Source organism: Geobacter argillaceus, assembly GCF_007830735.1.
GTDB classification, from domain to species: domain Bacteria; phylum Desulfobacterota; class Desulfuromonadia; order Geobacterales; family DSM-12255; genus Geomobilibacter; species Geomobilibacter argillaceus.
Map to the genome: position 1 here is coordinate 57,639 of NZ_VLLN01000002.1, position 12,688 is coordinate 70,326.

Below are 12,688 nucleotides of genomic sequence, written 5' to 3' on the forward strand. Positions count from 1 at the left end.
TTGGTCTACGATCTCTCAAAACAGATAATGGGCATACCACCAGGCAGCCGGCGCGGCGAAGAGGATGCTGTCCAGCCGGTCCAGGATACCTCCGTGGCCCGGAATGATGGTGCCGGAGTCTTTCACGCCACAGCTCCGCTTGAGCAACGATTCGAACAGGTCCCCCAGCTGCCCAAGCGGGCCGAGGAGCAGTGCCGTGCCACAGCAGTCGGCAATGGTTAGTTCCGGGAAAAAGGTTTGGCTGGCGATCAGGGCTCCGACCAGACTGCCGGCCAGGCCACCGATGGAGCCCTCGACACTCTTGTTCGGGCTGACCACCGGGTAGAGTTTGCGGCGACCGAGCGTGCTCCCCACGTAGTACGCCCCGGTATCGCCGCACATGACAATGACCAGCAGCAGAAAAATCCAGGCGACACCGTGGGGTTCGTTACGCAGCATGATCATCTGCCCCAGCAAGAGCGGGACATAGAGAAAACCGAACAGGCGCAGCGACACGTCGCCGACCGCAGCGCGAATTTCACCGAACCTGAACAGGGCAACGAGACAGCAAAGGATGACCAGCCCCACGCCGACAGGGAGGATGAGCGACTGGAAAACGGGAAGGAAGCCGATGGTGAACAGTCCGCCGATCAGGGCTGCCGGCAGGTTTTCTGCTCCTCGGTTTGGCAGGGACATCCGGAAGAATTCCCGGAGCCCCAATAGCGAAAGGAGACCGATGAACACCGCAAACAGACGTTGATCCGCCTTTAGTACAAAGAAAATGAGAAGCGGCAGGGCAACGGCCGCAGTCAACAGACGCTTAATGGTTGTCTCCTGTAGTAGAAACGCTGAGGGCTCAGCCTTCCCTCAGCTGGTCGCTGGTAAGACCGTAGCGCCGCTCCCGCTGCCGGAAGTCGTTAAACGCCTTGTGCAGTTCCTGAACGGTAAAGTCGGGCCAGTTGACCTCGGTGAAGTACAGTTCGGTGTAGGCCATCTGCCACAAGAGAAAGTTGCTGACCCTGGTTTCGCCGCTGGTCCTGATGAGCAGGTCCGGGTCGGGCATGTCCGCTGTGTAGAGATAGCTGGCCAGATCCTTTTCCGTCATCGCTTCCGGTGCGATCCTGCCGGCAGCGATATCCGCGGCAACACTACGGCACGCCCGGACAATCTCCTGACGGGCACCATAGGAAAGGGCCAGGGTAAGAGTCATGCCGGTATTGCCGCTCGTTACGGCAATGGCATCGCTGACGACCTGGCGCACATCGGGCGGCAACTCCTCCCGGGCACCAATGACGTTGAAGCGGATGTTGTTCTGCTGCATCCGCGGCACTTCCATTCTGATGTACTTTTTGAGAAGTGCCATCAGGGCATGGACCTCGGTTTTGGGCCGGGACCAGTTTTCCGCGGAAAAGGCATAGAGCGTGAGAAAGCCGATACCGACCCGGGAGCACTCCTCCACGATCACCCGGACCGTCTCCACCCCCTTGCGGTGACCAACTATACGGCGCAGCATCCGGGCCTTTGCCCAGCGGCCGTTGCCGTCCATGATCACTGCCACATGCCTGGGAAGCTTGTCACCCTTTATCATTACCACCGCCATCTCTCGTGCCCATTACGGAGGCACAAACAAAAAACCCCCATATCGGGGGAATGGCTCATATAATCACAACCAGGTTGCCGGCGCAAGGAAAAACCTGGGGAAGTCCGAGTCGTCGTGAAACGGTTCAGACTTCCATCACCTCTTTTTCCTTGTGCAGAAAGACCTCTTCAACCCGATGGACATGCTTGTCGGTCACGTCCTGAACCTCTTTCTCGGACCGCTTGAGCTCGTCTTCGGAGATTTTCTTGTCCTTTTCCAGCTTTTTCAGATGATCGATGGCATCCCGGCGGATATTCCGGATGGCCACCTTGGCATCCTCGGCAAACTTCTTCAGCTGTTTCACGGTCTCCTTGCGGCGTTCTTCAGTCAACGGCGGGAGATTGAGCCGGATCAGCTTGCCGTCGTTGGCCGGGGTCATGCCGAGGTTGGCGTTCATGATCGCCTTCTCGATGACCGGGATCATCTTGGTTTCCCACGGCTGCAGGGTGATAGTCCGTGGTTCGGGAACCGCCAGGGTTGCCACGGCGCTCAGCGGCGACGGCGTCCCGTAGTAATCGATTCTGATCTCCTCCAGAATACCGGTACTGGCGCGCCCGGTCCGCACTTTCTGATACTCGCGCCGGAGGGATTCGATCGTCTTGTCCATATGGGCGGACATGTCCGCGATGACTTCCTTGCTCACGTCACTCTCCTTTCACGATGGTGCCGATCTCCTCGCCGAAGACCACCCTTTTCACGTTGCCGCCGGTAGTCACGTCGAACACAACGATCGGCAGGCTGTTGTCCATGCAGAGGGAAACGGCCGTGGCGTCCATGACCTGCAACCCCTTGCGCAGAACGTCGATATAGGTGAGGGAGCGGTACTTGACAGCCTGGCTGTCCTTCTTGGGATCGGCGGTGTAGACCCCGTCCACCTTGGTCCCCTTCATGATGACGTCGGCCCCGATCTCCATGGCCCGCAGGCTCGCTGCCGTGTCGGTGGTAAAATACGGATTGCCGGTGCCGGCGCCGAAGATGACCACCCGCCCCTTTTCCAGATGCCGTATGGCCCGGCGCCGGATATACGGCTCGGCCACTTCCTGCATGGCAATGGCCGACTGGACCCGGGTATCCACTTCCAGGTGCTCCAGGGCATCCTGCATGGCCAGGGCGTTGATCATGGTGGCAAGCATTCCCATGTAGTCGGCGCTGGCACGATCCATCCCCTTGGACGAGGCTGCCAGACCGCGGAAGATATTGCCGCCACCGATCACCAGTGCCAGCTCCACGCCGCACTGGACCACTTCCTTGATCTCGTTGGCAATGGAGGTGATGGTCACGGGGTCGATGCCATACCCCTGCTCACCACCGAGCATCTCCCCGGAGAGCTTCAACAGGACCCGCTTATATACCGGTGCAGCCATCCAATCCCCCGATTTGTTGGTAAGCCGCGCTACCTATGAGCGGAGCACGGACACAAAAAAGCCGACCCTCATCAGGCCGGCTCTTTGTTTCGTTAAAGGCCTGCTGCTGCCGCGACTTCCGCGGCGAAGTCCGATTCCTTCTTGGCCAGCCCTTCACCCAGGACATACTTGGTAAAGCGCCGTATGGTTATGTTCTCGCCGATGCCGGAGATGGTTTCGTTCAGGTAGGTCTGAACCGTCTTGTCCGGGTCCTTCACGTAGGGCTGCTCCAGCAGACAGATGTCAGCGTAGAACTTGTTGACCTGCCCCTCGATGATCTTTTCGATGATGTTCTCGGGCTTGCCGGTTTCACGGGCCTTGGCGCGGTAGATCTCCTTCTCGCGCTCCACCACGTCGGCCGGCACCTCCTCGCGTCGTACGAACTGGGGACCAGCGGCGGCGATGTGCATGGCAACGTCCTTGACGAATGCCTGGAAGTTCTCGTTCTTGGCCACGAAGTCGGTCTCGCAGTTGATCTCCACCAGCACGCCGATTTTGCCACCGGCATGGATGTAGGACCCGACGATCCCTTCGCTGGCAACCCGCCCGGCCTTCTTGGAGGCGGCAGCCAGACCCTTCTTGCGCAGGTAGTCGATCGCCTTCTCGTGATCGCCATCGGTCTCGGTCAGGGCCTTCTTGCAATCCATCAGGCCGGCGCCTGTTGCTTTTCTCAGTTCATTTACCTGTGCAGCTGTGATACTCACGGCATCCTCCCTATCTCAGGACAGCGCCAGTGCGCGCTGTGCGTGTGTCTAATATCGATTACTCGGCAGCCCCGGCCACTTCACCGGCTTCGGCGCCAGCCTCTTCCCCTGTAGCCTCGTCACCGGTCTGCAGGTACTGGTCGCGGGCCTCACGCCCCTCGAGAATCGCGTCGGCCATCTTGCTGGAGAGCAGGCGAATGGCGCGAATGGCGTCGTCGTTGCCCGGGATGACGTAATCGATGTCGTCCGGGTTGCAGTTGGTGTCGACAATGGCGACCACCGGGATGCCGAGCTTCTTGGCCTCGCTGACGGCGATCTCCTCATTGTTCGGGTCAACCACGAAGAGGACGCCGGGGAGCTTGCCCATCCCCTTGATGCCTCCGAGGGTCTTCTCCAGCTTGATCCGGTCCTTCTCCAACTGGAGCCGCTCCTTCTTGGGATAGGCCTCAATGGTGCCGTCGGTGAACATGGCGTCGAGCTTCTTCAGACGGTCGATGCTCTGCTTGACGGTGGAAAAGTTGGTCAGCATGCCGCCCAGCCAGCGCTGGTTGACGTAGTACATGCCACAGCGGCTCGCTTCTTCGGCCACGGCGTCCTGCCCCTGCTTCTTGGTGCCCACGAAGAGAAAGGTCTCGCCGCCCCGGGCGGACTCCACCACGTAGTTGTACGCATTCTTGAACATGCGTACGGTCTTCTGCAGGTCGATGATGTAGATGCCGTTACGTGCCCCGAAGATATACGGCTTCATCTTGGGGTTCCAGCGCTTGGTCTGGTGGCCGAAGTGTACACCGGCCTCCAGCAGTTCCTTCATGGTAATCGAGGACATTGCTTATTCTCCTTTGGGTTTTTCCTCCGCCCCCCGCTCCAGCCGCGGAACCCGACAATCCGGGCACCCCCGCGCAACAAAGGGGACGTGTGAAATGAAATAGCGAGCTTGTATAGCATGATGGCCGGTTGATGGCAAGATTTTTTTCCTGCAAAGGGAGGGGGGTCTGATCAGTAAAGACACAGGGTGCGTAGATAGCTTTTTTCGCTGGTCACTTCAGTGGGTCGGCAACAATGCCAGAGAAACCTCGTGTAACCTTTTGTCGCGTGTCCATAGAGGCATCCTGGTCAACAGGGCGGACATAAGCAGATGGATATCGATGTAACCAAGGCCTTTCCCCATAAGCTTGTGATCTTCGATGAAGCGAATCACCTCGTCATCGTCTGCGTGGGATGTCATTGGCAGGTCCTGAAGGAGAGAGAGTATCTCCGTTCTGTTTTTGAGGTTTCCGCAGGCCAGTTCACCAAGTATGAATGGATGACAAGCCACATGACCATCACGCAATAACGCTTCAAGTTCGACAGTTCCGGATCTAAGGTGTTCAACCCAGACCGACGTATCGACAAGAATCATGTCAAATATCCTCTATTCTTCTTCGCGGAATCTTCTTCAACTCCCGTTCAGTCCCCCCCAATCCGGCAAGACGTTTCGCGCTTTCTCTGGCAATAAGCGCCTGCAAGCCAAGTCGTACAAGAGATGTTTTTTCCGTTACGCCGGTCAATTTGGCCGCTTTTTCCAGCAAGCTATCTTCGATATTAAGCGTAGTCCTCATGAAGCCCCCATATGCATAAATAGTATGCCTCAATATGCATCCGTCATATGCATTTGTCAACGGGGATCTTAGACCTTAGACCTTAGGGGACGTTGTTAATTTTGCAAACCAACCTCAACATCATGCAGCGCCGGGGTCATCTTATAAATCTCTTCGCCTCTACGTGCTGCCAGGCTTACTCCGGCGCGACTGATATTCAGTGCTCTCGCTACCGATGCTCCATTAAGCCCCATCCTGATGACGGCAATATAGCATAATGCGCCCCTGGCATCGGAAAGCTCTTTGCGTTTGCCCCCTTGGCGTAATGAAACCGGTTCTATGGAAAATAAGTGCGCGATGCTACGGATAATCACTTCAAGGGACACGCTGCCCGTTTTTGCCGATGTCTGCGGTTCCTGTTGCAGGCGCTCCACAAACGCACCGCTGCCCAGAATTCTTTCATCGTAAGCTTCGTATTCTTCTGATCCTGACAAGTTACGTGACCTCCGCAATCCACCACCAACCAATTCATCTCTTTTCCCCTGTCGAATTCCGTCCTCGATAAATGATCGATACTTTTTGCGCGCACTCCCTTTTCTGTTACCGAACATCAGGAGCAGCTCATCCTCGTTCTGTCCTGCGAATGCTCCCTTCCCCATGATAACAGCATGCCCCGACCACTTATACGAATCCAAATCGTCCAGCGAATCAACCAGACCGACCCGCAACGGGTTGAGATGAATATAGCGGACAAGCTCAAGTAAGTACGCATCTTCTTCGCAAACAATTGACTTGTAACGGTTCTGAAAGAGATGGCCGCTACGGTGGTGGCGAAGGTTGAAGACCACTGCATAGCCTGTCAGAAGGCGACGCATTAAGACGGATAGCTTAGTCGCTCTGGGGCGTAGGAGTAGATGGAAGTGATTTGACATGAGCGCCCAAGCAAGGCAGTCAGTTCCGGTCGCAATGAGGAGTTTCGATAAGCGTTCAATAAATAGCGCTTTGTCATCGTCGTCGAGGAAAATATCTCGCCGCTCAATGCCGCGCACGATCACATGCTGGAGAAGACCTGGAATATCAATACGGGCTGATCTTGGCATATCTGAATTTTAGCGAAAAAAATAAATAAAGTAAACAAACTTAACTACGTCCCCCTAGCCCGCCTATCGGCTTTTCATTTTTCCAACGGCTATGAGCGTGACCGGCGCGGGGTCTTTGCGTCCGCGTCCACGCGAGAGTTGTGACTCATCTTGTCGCCTCTTCCATGAAAATGGAAAATGGGGAGTTGACCCTTACTTACGTCTGCTCGGTTCTGTTGTCCTTTCTAATTCTTTCGTTTTGGTGCCGAACAATGCTCCAATGCCGACGGCTATCGCAGCAATAATTCCTCCGCCAGCGGCAGAATAACCTTGATCAAAGACTGCAACTTTACCAACCGATGCACCAACAAGAGCAGCGGCAAAAATTATAAGAAGCCTTGGGAAGATCCATTGCATTTTCATGATCTTCAATTTCTCTCTCTTTTGCACAACCCGTTAATCATCAGTTTCCCTATATAAGCGACTCAAGGCCTCCTGCTCATTTCGCTCAGCATGTATCCCTCCCCCCCCTGCAACAACAGATGGATAGTTTGTAATCCCCGAGCCAGTCGCTGTCAAGCAACGGGATGGCAAAATCCCCCCCGTATTTACTTCACCTGCCACATGGGGTATGATGCCCGCCGATGAAGCGCCTACACCTCTACATTCTGCGGGAGATCGCCGCCCCCCTGATCCTTGGACTGGCGACCTTCACCGCCGTCCTCCTGATGGGGCGCATGCTCAAACTGGCCGACATGGTCATCAGTAAGGGAGTGCCGCTCGGCGATGTCCTGCTGCTGGTCACGTATCTCCTCCCCTACTTCGCCATATTCACCATCCCCATGGCTTTTCTCCTGGCGGTCCTGCTCGCCTTCGGCCGTCTCTCCGCCGACAGCGAGGTAACCGCCATGAAGGCCTGCGGCATGAGCCTCTCCGCCATGCTGCCGCCGGTCCTTCTGGCGGCTCTCGTCGCCTACCTGGCAACGACCTTCATGGCCCTCTACGCCCTGCCCCGCGGCAACACTGCCTTCAAGGAACTGCTGCAACAGGTGGTGGAAAACAGGATAAACCTGAGCGTCAAGCCCCAGGTCTTCAACGACGACCTCCCCGGCCTGGTCCTCTACACGGACCGGTTCGACGAACGGACCGGCACCATGCACGGCATCCTGGTCCAGGACGACCGAAACCGCACGACCCCGACCACCATCTTTGCCAGGAGTGGCACCCTGCGCCATGACCAGGGACGCTCAATGGTCATTCTCACGCTGGAGCAGGGAAGCATCCAGCAGTTGGTTCCGGGCAAGACGTTTCGCCAGCTCTGCTTCGACTCCTATCAACTGGCCGTGAGCCTGGCACGGGCCGACAAGGATATCGCCCGCAACGAACTGGACATGGACCTGGACGAGATCCGGGGGAATTTGCGTACCGGCGGCTTCCCGGCCAAGCTGATGAAGGACATGGAACTGGAGGTACACCGCCGCTTCGCCCTACCCTTTGCCTGCTTTGTCTTCGCCGTCATCGGCCTCCCCCTCGGCATCCAGAACCAGCGTTCCGGCAGGGGAGCCGGCTTTGCCGTCAGCATCGGCGTGCTGCTGGCCTACTACATCGCCTTTTCCGCCTTCCGAACCCTGGGGGAAAAGGCGATCTTGTACCCGGCCGTGGCCATGTGGTTGCCCAACGTCCTGTTCCTGGCCATCGGCCTCCTGTTCTTCCGGCAGGCAAGCGAAGAGCAGCGCATCCTCCCCTCCAGGCTGCGGCTGACACGGTTTCTGCGGCGACGGGGGGGCACTGCATGAAGATCGTCGACCACTATCTCCGGTCCTGCCACCTGCGGCTCATCAGCCTCTGTCTCGGGGCGTTCGTCGCCATCTTCCTGGTCATCGACTTTCTGGAAAAGATCGGCAAATTCAGCCGCGGTGGAGCCACCCTGGCGCAGATGGGGACCTTCTTCGCCTGCCGCCTGCCCGAGGTGCTGGTCCAGGTTATCCCCCTGGCGGTCCTGATGGGGACCATCCTCAGCATCGGCGCCCTCTCCCGCCAGAGCGAAATCACGGCCATGCGGAGTGGCGGCATGAGCCTGCTCAGGATCGGGCGGCCGCTGCTCATGGTCGGTGCGGCAATCAGCATCGGCACCTTTGCGATGGAAGAGTTCCTGGTCCCGCCGGCCAGCGGTAAGGCCAGCTACCTGGAAGAGGTGGCGATCGGCAAAAAGAACCCGAACACCTTTTTCAGGCAGGACAATATCTGGTACCGGGACCGGCAGGCCATTCTCCAGGCCCGCCACTTTGAGCCGGCCACCCGTTCCCTGCGCGGAGTTACCCTCTGGCGTCTGGGCGATGACCTCCAGCCGCAGACCCGCCTGGATGCCGACCGCGCCCTCTTCACGGACCGGGGATGGGAGTTTCAGAAGGTGAGCGAACGGCAGGTGGCCGGCGGCACTGCCATAGCACCACGGAGCCTTGACACCATGACTGTTCCGCTCTCCCTGAAGACAGATGACCTGAAGGTCGTGGGAAAGTATTCGGAAAACATGGGGTATTTCGCACTGCGCCGCTACTGCGCAAAGCTGGAGCAGGGTGGATATGAGACCACCGCTTACCGTGCACTCCTCCAGTCCAAACTCTCGCTCCCCTGTACTTCCCTGGTCATGGTCTTTCTCGGCATTCCATTCGCTCTGAAGAGCAGCCGCTCAAGCGGCATCGCCGTCGGGGTGGGCTTAAGCCTCGGCATCGGCTTCAGCTACTATATCCTGAGCGCAATCCTGATCTCCTTTGGCCAAGCCGGCACCCTGCCGCCACTGTTGGCGGCCTGGGCCGCCAACGTGCTCTGTGCCGGCGCCGGCGTCTGGCTGGCCATGACCGTCGAGCGTTGACAAGAGGGCCGGCGGTGGTTTACTTGACGAGAAAGGCCCCAAGAGGAGAACCCGTCATGCCCGTACGACTTCCGCTGCTCCTGCTCCTGCTCCTGACGCTGGCCCAGCCGGTCCTGGCCCAGACCAGCGTCAAGGCCCCTGCGGCCAAACCGGCCATTCAGACGAAACAGCCGCCGGCGCAGCCAAGCCCGGCGATTCTCAGTATCATTCCCGCCCAGGCCGAACCGGCGGCCACCGTCACCCTCTCCGGTTCCGGCTTCACCGCAAAGACCACCGTATTCCTCGGCAGCACGGAAATAGCGGCCCAGGTTATCGATGCCGGGCATCTCTCTTTCACGCTCCCCGCCCTTGAACCGGGAATCTATGCCCTGTACCTGCGCCGCGAGGATGGCATCGCCAGCCGGACATACTCGTTTACCGTCCAGCCGCTCAAACCGACGGTGAGCGACATCTCGCCCGACTCCGTCCCGTTCTGCGCCACCGGCACGGAGCGCAACGTCACGGTCGTCGGCAGCAATTTCCGAAAAGGGGCACTGGTCCTGTTCGACGGGGTGGCAGTGAGGAGCCGCTATGTTTCCAGCGAATCCATATCCTTCACCGTGCCCCAGATCAAGGGCGGCCTCCACCAAGTCCAGGTGAAGAACTCGGACGAAACTGCCTCCGGAGCAGTCGGGCTGCTCATCGACACCAAGCCCGAAATCAGTAACGTCAGCCGGGGCGAGGACTATGTGAACTACTACAACCTGATCATCGAAGGACGGAATTTCCTGCAGAATTCGACCATAGTGGTCATGGAAGAGAGGACCTTCGAACTGACCGGGCAGTCCCCCATGGTGGACGTCCGGCGCCTTTCCAGCGGTTCGGGCGGCGGGGCCGAGCGGGACCGGGTCACCTATGTCAACTGTAACCGGATCATCTACCAGCGCTATCCCTACAGCCCGGTCAGCAAGAGTTTCCAGGTCCAGGTGATCAACCCCGGCGGCGAAGAGAGCGCGACCGTGTCAGTCAGCGCGCCGTAAGCGGGTAGCAACGACTACCATCTATGGGACAACCGACTTGGCGGCGGCCCCCCCCCTCTATCTACCCGTGCTGCGGTGGAACGCCGCACTCCGACCCTGCATCGGGCCATGACGGCTGCGGCGGTGCGATACATAAGAAAAGGCCGTGCACTTGGCACGGCCTTTTTGACGTTGCAACAGGTACCCCTTCCTGATCAGGGGAGCGGGGGGATCGTTAACGGTTCAGCCGATTTGTGGGACGTTACGGTGCGCAGCAGATTCTTCACCTCTTCGGGCATCTGCTTTCCACTCTCCTTCATCGCAGCCTTCATCTGACCGGCTAAATAGGAATGGTTAATGAAAATATCGAGCACCGACAGCATGAACTCCTGCTTCCAGGGTGTGAGTTCGTGGAGATGCTGGAATTTGTGCATGTAGAATTTCTGGGAGGCCTTGCCAAGCTCCCGCTCCAGTTCCGCCATGGTCATATTCTTTGGCTTGAGGACCGGCTCCACCAGATTGTACTTCCGGTAATCCTTGGTGCCGACGTATGGTTCAAGCTCGGGATAGAGCTCGGCATATGGCCACGGGGCGATGGCCAGAAAGAACGCCATATCCGGGTTGTAGTGCTTGGCCAGCTCAATAGTCTCGGCAATCGACTCGGGAGTATCCTCCGGCATACCGAGAACAAAGGAGGTTTCTGAAACGATATCGGCGCCGTTGATCAGGTCGAGTGCCTGTTTGGACTGCTCGACCTGGGTATCCTTCTTGAAAAGGTCCAGGGTCGCCTGGGAACCGGCCTCAACGCCGACATAGATATGCTCTACACCCGCACGCCTGTACTTGTCCATGATATCCGCATCCCTAAGGATGTCATCCACCCTGGTCTCCATCAGGAGCTTGACGCCGACCTCCCGCTCGATCATCAGGTCGAGGATCTTCACCCAGCGCTCCCGGTCAAAGGTGGGAATCTCGTCGGAGAGCATGGCCACCTCGACGCCGTACTTCTGGCTGAGCAGTTCCAGCTCGGCGACAAAATTCTCGGCACTCCTGGCCCGCCAGGATTGCGACCAGAAGAGCTGCTGGGAACAGAAGGAACATTTCTGCTGGCAGCCGCGGGACGAGGAGACTATGGCCAGACGGGCGTTATGCTTGGCCCGGTAGGTGTAGATCGGCCACTCGACCAGGTCCCAGGCCATGGGCAGGCTGTCCAGGTCGTGAATGTACGGCCGCCGCGGTGTCACAACCACCCCGCCGCCCCGCCAGTAGGCCAGTCCCTCGACCTTGGCCGGGTCATCACCGGCATTGAGGCAGGTCAGGAGCTCAGGGAGGGTGAGTTCCCCTTCCCCGCGGACGACGAAATCAACCTTGTCGTGATCGGCTTTCAGCAGTTCGTCGTAGCAGAAGGTGGCATGAACGTTGCCCAGCACCGTTACGATGCGGGGGTTTATCTCCTTAGCAAAGCCGCAGAGCCGGACGGCATCCACGATGGAGGCGGTGAAGGCCGTGGTGGCAACCACGTCGGGCCGGAACGCCTCGATCCGCTTCCGGATATCCGGCCATTTATGCCAGAGCGACATGGCGTCGTAATAATCGACCTCGAAACCGGCAGCCCGCAGGGCACCGGCTACGTAGACAAAGCCGACGTTCAGCCAGGTACCGGCAGACTCAACAACACCCGAATGATAGGGGGGGGTTATCAGGGCAATGCGTTTGATCGTCATTTGACGTAGTTCCTTCTGAAGTCTGGTGGTGTTCCGAAATGACAGCAATTTCTGCGCCGAATCAAGGAAGACAACGTGCCAATAATAGTTAAATCAGTTTGTTTTGTCTTCTATTTTTTCACCAACGCTTTGCCCCTCCGCAAAGACAGCCGAAGTTCCGCAAGCAACCGGGCACACTGCGCCACCGGTTGTCATCAGAACGCGATCTCCTTGTTGGCGTATATCTTTGTCAGTAGCCCCGCACTGTCCTCAAGCGGATAACTGTAGAATGTGCCATCAGTCTTTGCATCAATTTTCGACACCATTCCCACAAAAAAGGAACCGTCCGGATTGATAACGAACTTCACATCTATCCCCCTGGCTGAAACGCCATCCTTTATGCTCACAGCATCAAGGGCGTTGGTGCCAACCCAGCCAATAAAGTCAATATAGATCTTTCCATTCTGCGCAGATGTTTCTTTCCATTCCTTTTTCGTGAAATACTTATAGCTGTCGAACGCAGTTCCTATGGTAGTCGATTCATAGCCAGCCAAAGTTTTATCCTTAAGTGCGTCGGCAATACCGGAACCGGTAATTCCCTTTGCATTACTTTTATCTACCTGGTTTTCAGCAGGATACTCGTCGGTATTCTTTGTGTCATTTTTGGAACAGGCAATGACACTCAAGAATGTTGCTATCATCAGTGTCAATAAAAAAAAGTTCCGCACTGTCAT

At 57.6% G+C, this 12,688-nt stretch carries 15 protein-coding genes; 3 read left to right on the plus strand and 12 right to left on the minus strand.

Features of this window, described 5'->3' with window-relative positions; all coding sequences use genetic code 11:
* Nucleotides 1–15 precede the first annotated feature (15 nt).
* The 10 genes from JN12_RS01770 to JN12_RS01815 form a co-directional block, all read right to left on the minus strand.
* Nucleotides 16–792 carry a phosphatidate cytidylyltransferase gene (locus JN12_RS01770; protein ID WP_456237308.1) on the minus strand — a complete coding sequence of 259 codons (777 nt, stop codon included), beginning with the start codon at nucleotides 790–792 and terminating at the stop codon, nucleotides 16–18.
* Between the two features lie 43 nt (nucleotides 793–835).
* Nucleotides 836–1,579 (minus strand): isoprenyl transferase, encoded by a 744-nt coding sequence (locus JN12_RS01775; RefSeq protein ID WP_407925367.1) that lies wholly within the window; start codon nucleotides 1,577–1,579, stop codon nucleotides 836–838.
* A gap of 124 nt (nucleotides 1,580–1,703) precedes the next feature.
* Nucleotides 1,704–2,261 carry a ribosome recycling factor gene (frr, locus tag JN12_RS01780; protein ID WP_145017481.1) on the minus strand — a complete coding sequence of 186 codons (558 nt, stop codon included), beginning with the start codon at nucleotides 2,259–2,261 and terminating at the stop codon, nucleotides 1,704–1,706.
* 1 nt (nucleotide 2,262) lies between these two features.
* Nucleotides 2,263–2,982, minus strand: a complete 720-nt coding sequence (pyrH, locus tag JN12_RS01785; protein WP_145017483.1) for a UMP kinase — start codon at nucleotides 2,980–2,982, stop codon at nucleotides 2,263–2,265.
* Between the two features lie 92 nt (nucleotides 2,983–3,074).
* Nucleotides 3,075–3,725: a translation elongation factor Ts gene (tsf, locus tag JN12_RS01790; protein ID WP_145017485.1), complete on the minus strand. Its 651-nt coding sequence runs from the start codon at nucleotides 3,723–3,725 to the stop codon at nucleotides 3,075–3,077.
* Nucleotides 3,726–3,783: 58 nt separating this feature from the next.
* A complete protein-coding gene (gene rpsB, locus JN12_RS01795) occupies nucleotides 3,784–4,551 on the minus strand; it encodes a 30S ribosomal protein S2 (protein ID WP_145017488.1) in 768 nt (255 codons plus the stop codon).
* A gap of 216 nt (nucleotides 4,552–4,767) precedes the next feature.
* Nucleotides 4,768–5,124 carry a type II toxin-antitoxin system VapC family toxin gene (locus tag JN12_RS01800; protein ID WP_145017490.1) on the minus strand — a complete coding sequence of 119 codons (357 nt, stop codon included), beginning with the start codon at nucleotides 5,122–5,124 and terminating at the stop codon, nucleotides 4,768–4,770.
* 1 nt (nucleotide 5,125) lies between these two features.
* On the minus strand, nucleotides 5,126–5,323 hold the full coding sequence (locus JN12_RS01805; RefSeq protein ID WP_145017492.1) for a type II toxin-antitoxin system VapB family antitoxin: 198 nt from the start codon (nucleotides 5,321–5,323) through the stop codon (nucleotides 5,126–5,128).
* Nucleotides 5,324–5,418: 95 nt separating this feature from the next.
* Nucleotides 5,419–6,351: a transposase gene (locus tag JN12_RS01810; protein ID WP_246125718.1), complete on the minus strand. Its 933-nt coding sequence runs from the start codon at nucleotides 6,349–6,351 to the stop codon at nucleotides 5,419–5,421.
* Nucleotides 6,352–6,594: 243 nt separating this feature from the next.
* Complete coding sequence (locus tag JN12_RS01815) at nucleotides 6,595–6,813, minus strand: hypothetical protein (RefSeq protein WP_145017495.1); 219 nt, start codon at nucleotides 6,811–6,813, stop codon at nucleotides 6,595–6,597.
* Nucleotides 6,814–7,025: 212 nt separating this feature from the next.
* On the opposite strand from JN12_RS01815, the gene lptF reads away from it, so the two are divergent.
* Genes lptF through JN12_RS01830 form a run of 3 tightly spaced genes read left to right on the plus strand, consistent with a single transcriptional unit; the run spans nucleotide 7,026 to nucleotide 10,272 of the window.
* Nucleotides 7,026–8,177: an LPS export ABC transporter permease LptF gene (gene lptF / locus JN12_RS01820; RefSeq protein ID WP_145017497.1), complete on the plus strand. Its 1,152-nt coding sequence runs from the start codon at nucleotides 7,026–7,028 to the stop codon at nucleotides 8,175–8,177.
* Entirely contained in the window at nucleotides 8,174–9,253 is a 1,080-nt protein-coding gene (gene lptG / locus JN12_RS01825) for an LPS export ABC transporter permease LptG (RefSeq protein ID WP_145017499.1), read from the plus strand. Before lptF ends, lptG begins: the two co-directional genes overlap by 4 nt.
* Before the next feature lie 56 nt (nucleotides 9,254–9,309).
* On the plus strand, nucleotides 9,310–10,272 hold the full coding sequence (locus JN12_RS01830; RefSeq protein ID WP_145017501.1) for an IPT/TIG domain-containing protein: 963 nt from the start codon (nucleotides 9,310–9,312) through the stop codon (nucleotides 10,270–10,272).
* Between the two features lie 194 nt (nucleotides 10,273–10,466).
* Here the strand turns inward: JN12_RS01830 and JN12_RS01835 are convergent, their stop codons facing one another.
* Nucleotides 10,467–11,975 carry a B12-binding domain-containing radical SAM protein gene (locus JN12_RS01835; protein ID WP_145017503.1) on the minus strand — a complete coding sequence of 503 codons (1,509 nt, stop codon included), beginning with the start codon at nucleotides 11,973–11,975 and terminating at the stop codon, nucleotides 10,467–10,469.
* A gap of 194 nt (nucleotides 11,976–12,169) precedes the next feature.
* The gene (locus tag JN12_RS01840) at nucleotides 12,170–12,640 is read right to left on the minus strand and encodes a hypothetical protein (RefSeq protein WP_145017505.1); all 471 of its coding nucleotides are present in this window, start codon (nucleotides 12,638–12,640) and stop codon (nucleotides 12,170–12,172) included.
* Between the last annotated feature and the right edge of the window lie 48 nt (nucleotides 12,641–12,688).

What these genes read in the sequence shown, in the direction of transcription:
- JN12_RS01775 (WP_407925367.1), bottom strand. Translation starts at nt 1,579, where the DNA reads ATGGCGGTGGTAATGATAAAGGGTGACAAGCTTCCCAGGCATGTGGCA.
- pyrH (WP_145017483.1), bottom strand. Translation starts at nt 2,982, where the DNA reads ATGGCTGCACCGGTATATAAGCGGGTCCTGTTGAAGCTCTCCGGGGAG.
- rpsB (WP_145017488.1), bottom strand. Translation starts at nt 4,551, where the DNA reads ATGTCCTCGATTACCATGAAGGAACTGCTGGAGGCCGGTGTACACTTC.
- JN12_RS01800 (WP_145017490.1), bottom strand. Translation starts at nt 5,124, where the DNA reads ATGATTCTTGTCGATACGTCGGTCTGGGTTGAACACCTTAGATCCGGA.
- JN12_RS01805 (WP_145017492.1), bottom strand. Translation starts at nt 5,323, where the DNA reads ATGAGGACTACGCTTAATATCGAAGATAGCTTGCTGGAAAAAGCGGCC.
- lptF (WP_145017497.1), top strand. Translation starts at nt 7,026, where the DNA reads ATGAAGCGCCTACACCTCTACATTCTGCGGGAGATCGCCGCCCCCCTG.
- lptG (WP_145017499.1), top strand. Translation starts at nt 8,174, where the DNA reads ATGAAGATCGTCGACCACTATCTCCGGTCCTGCCACCTGCGGCTCATC.
- JN12_RS01830 (WP_145017501.1), top strand. Translation starts at nt 9,310, where the DNA reads ATGCCCGTACGACTTCCGCTGCTCCTGCTCCTGCTCCTGACGCTGGCC.
- JN12_RS01835 (WP_145017503.1), bottom strand. Translation starts at nt 11,975, where the DNA reads ATGACGATCAAACGCATTGCCCTGATAACCCCCCCCTATCATTCGGGT.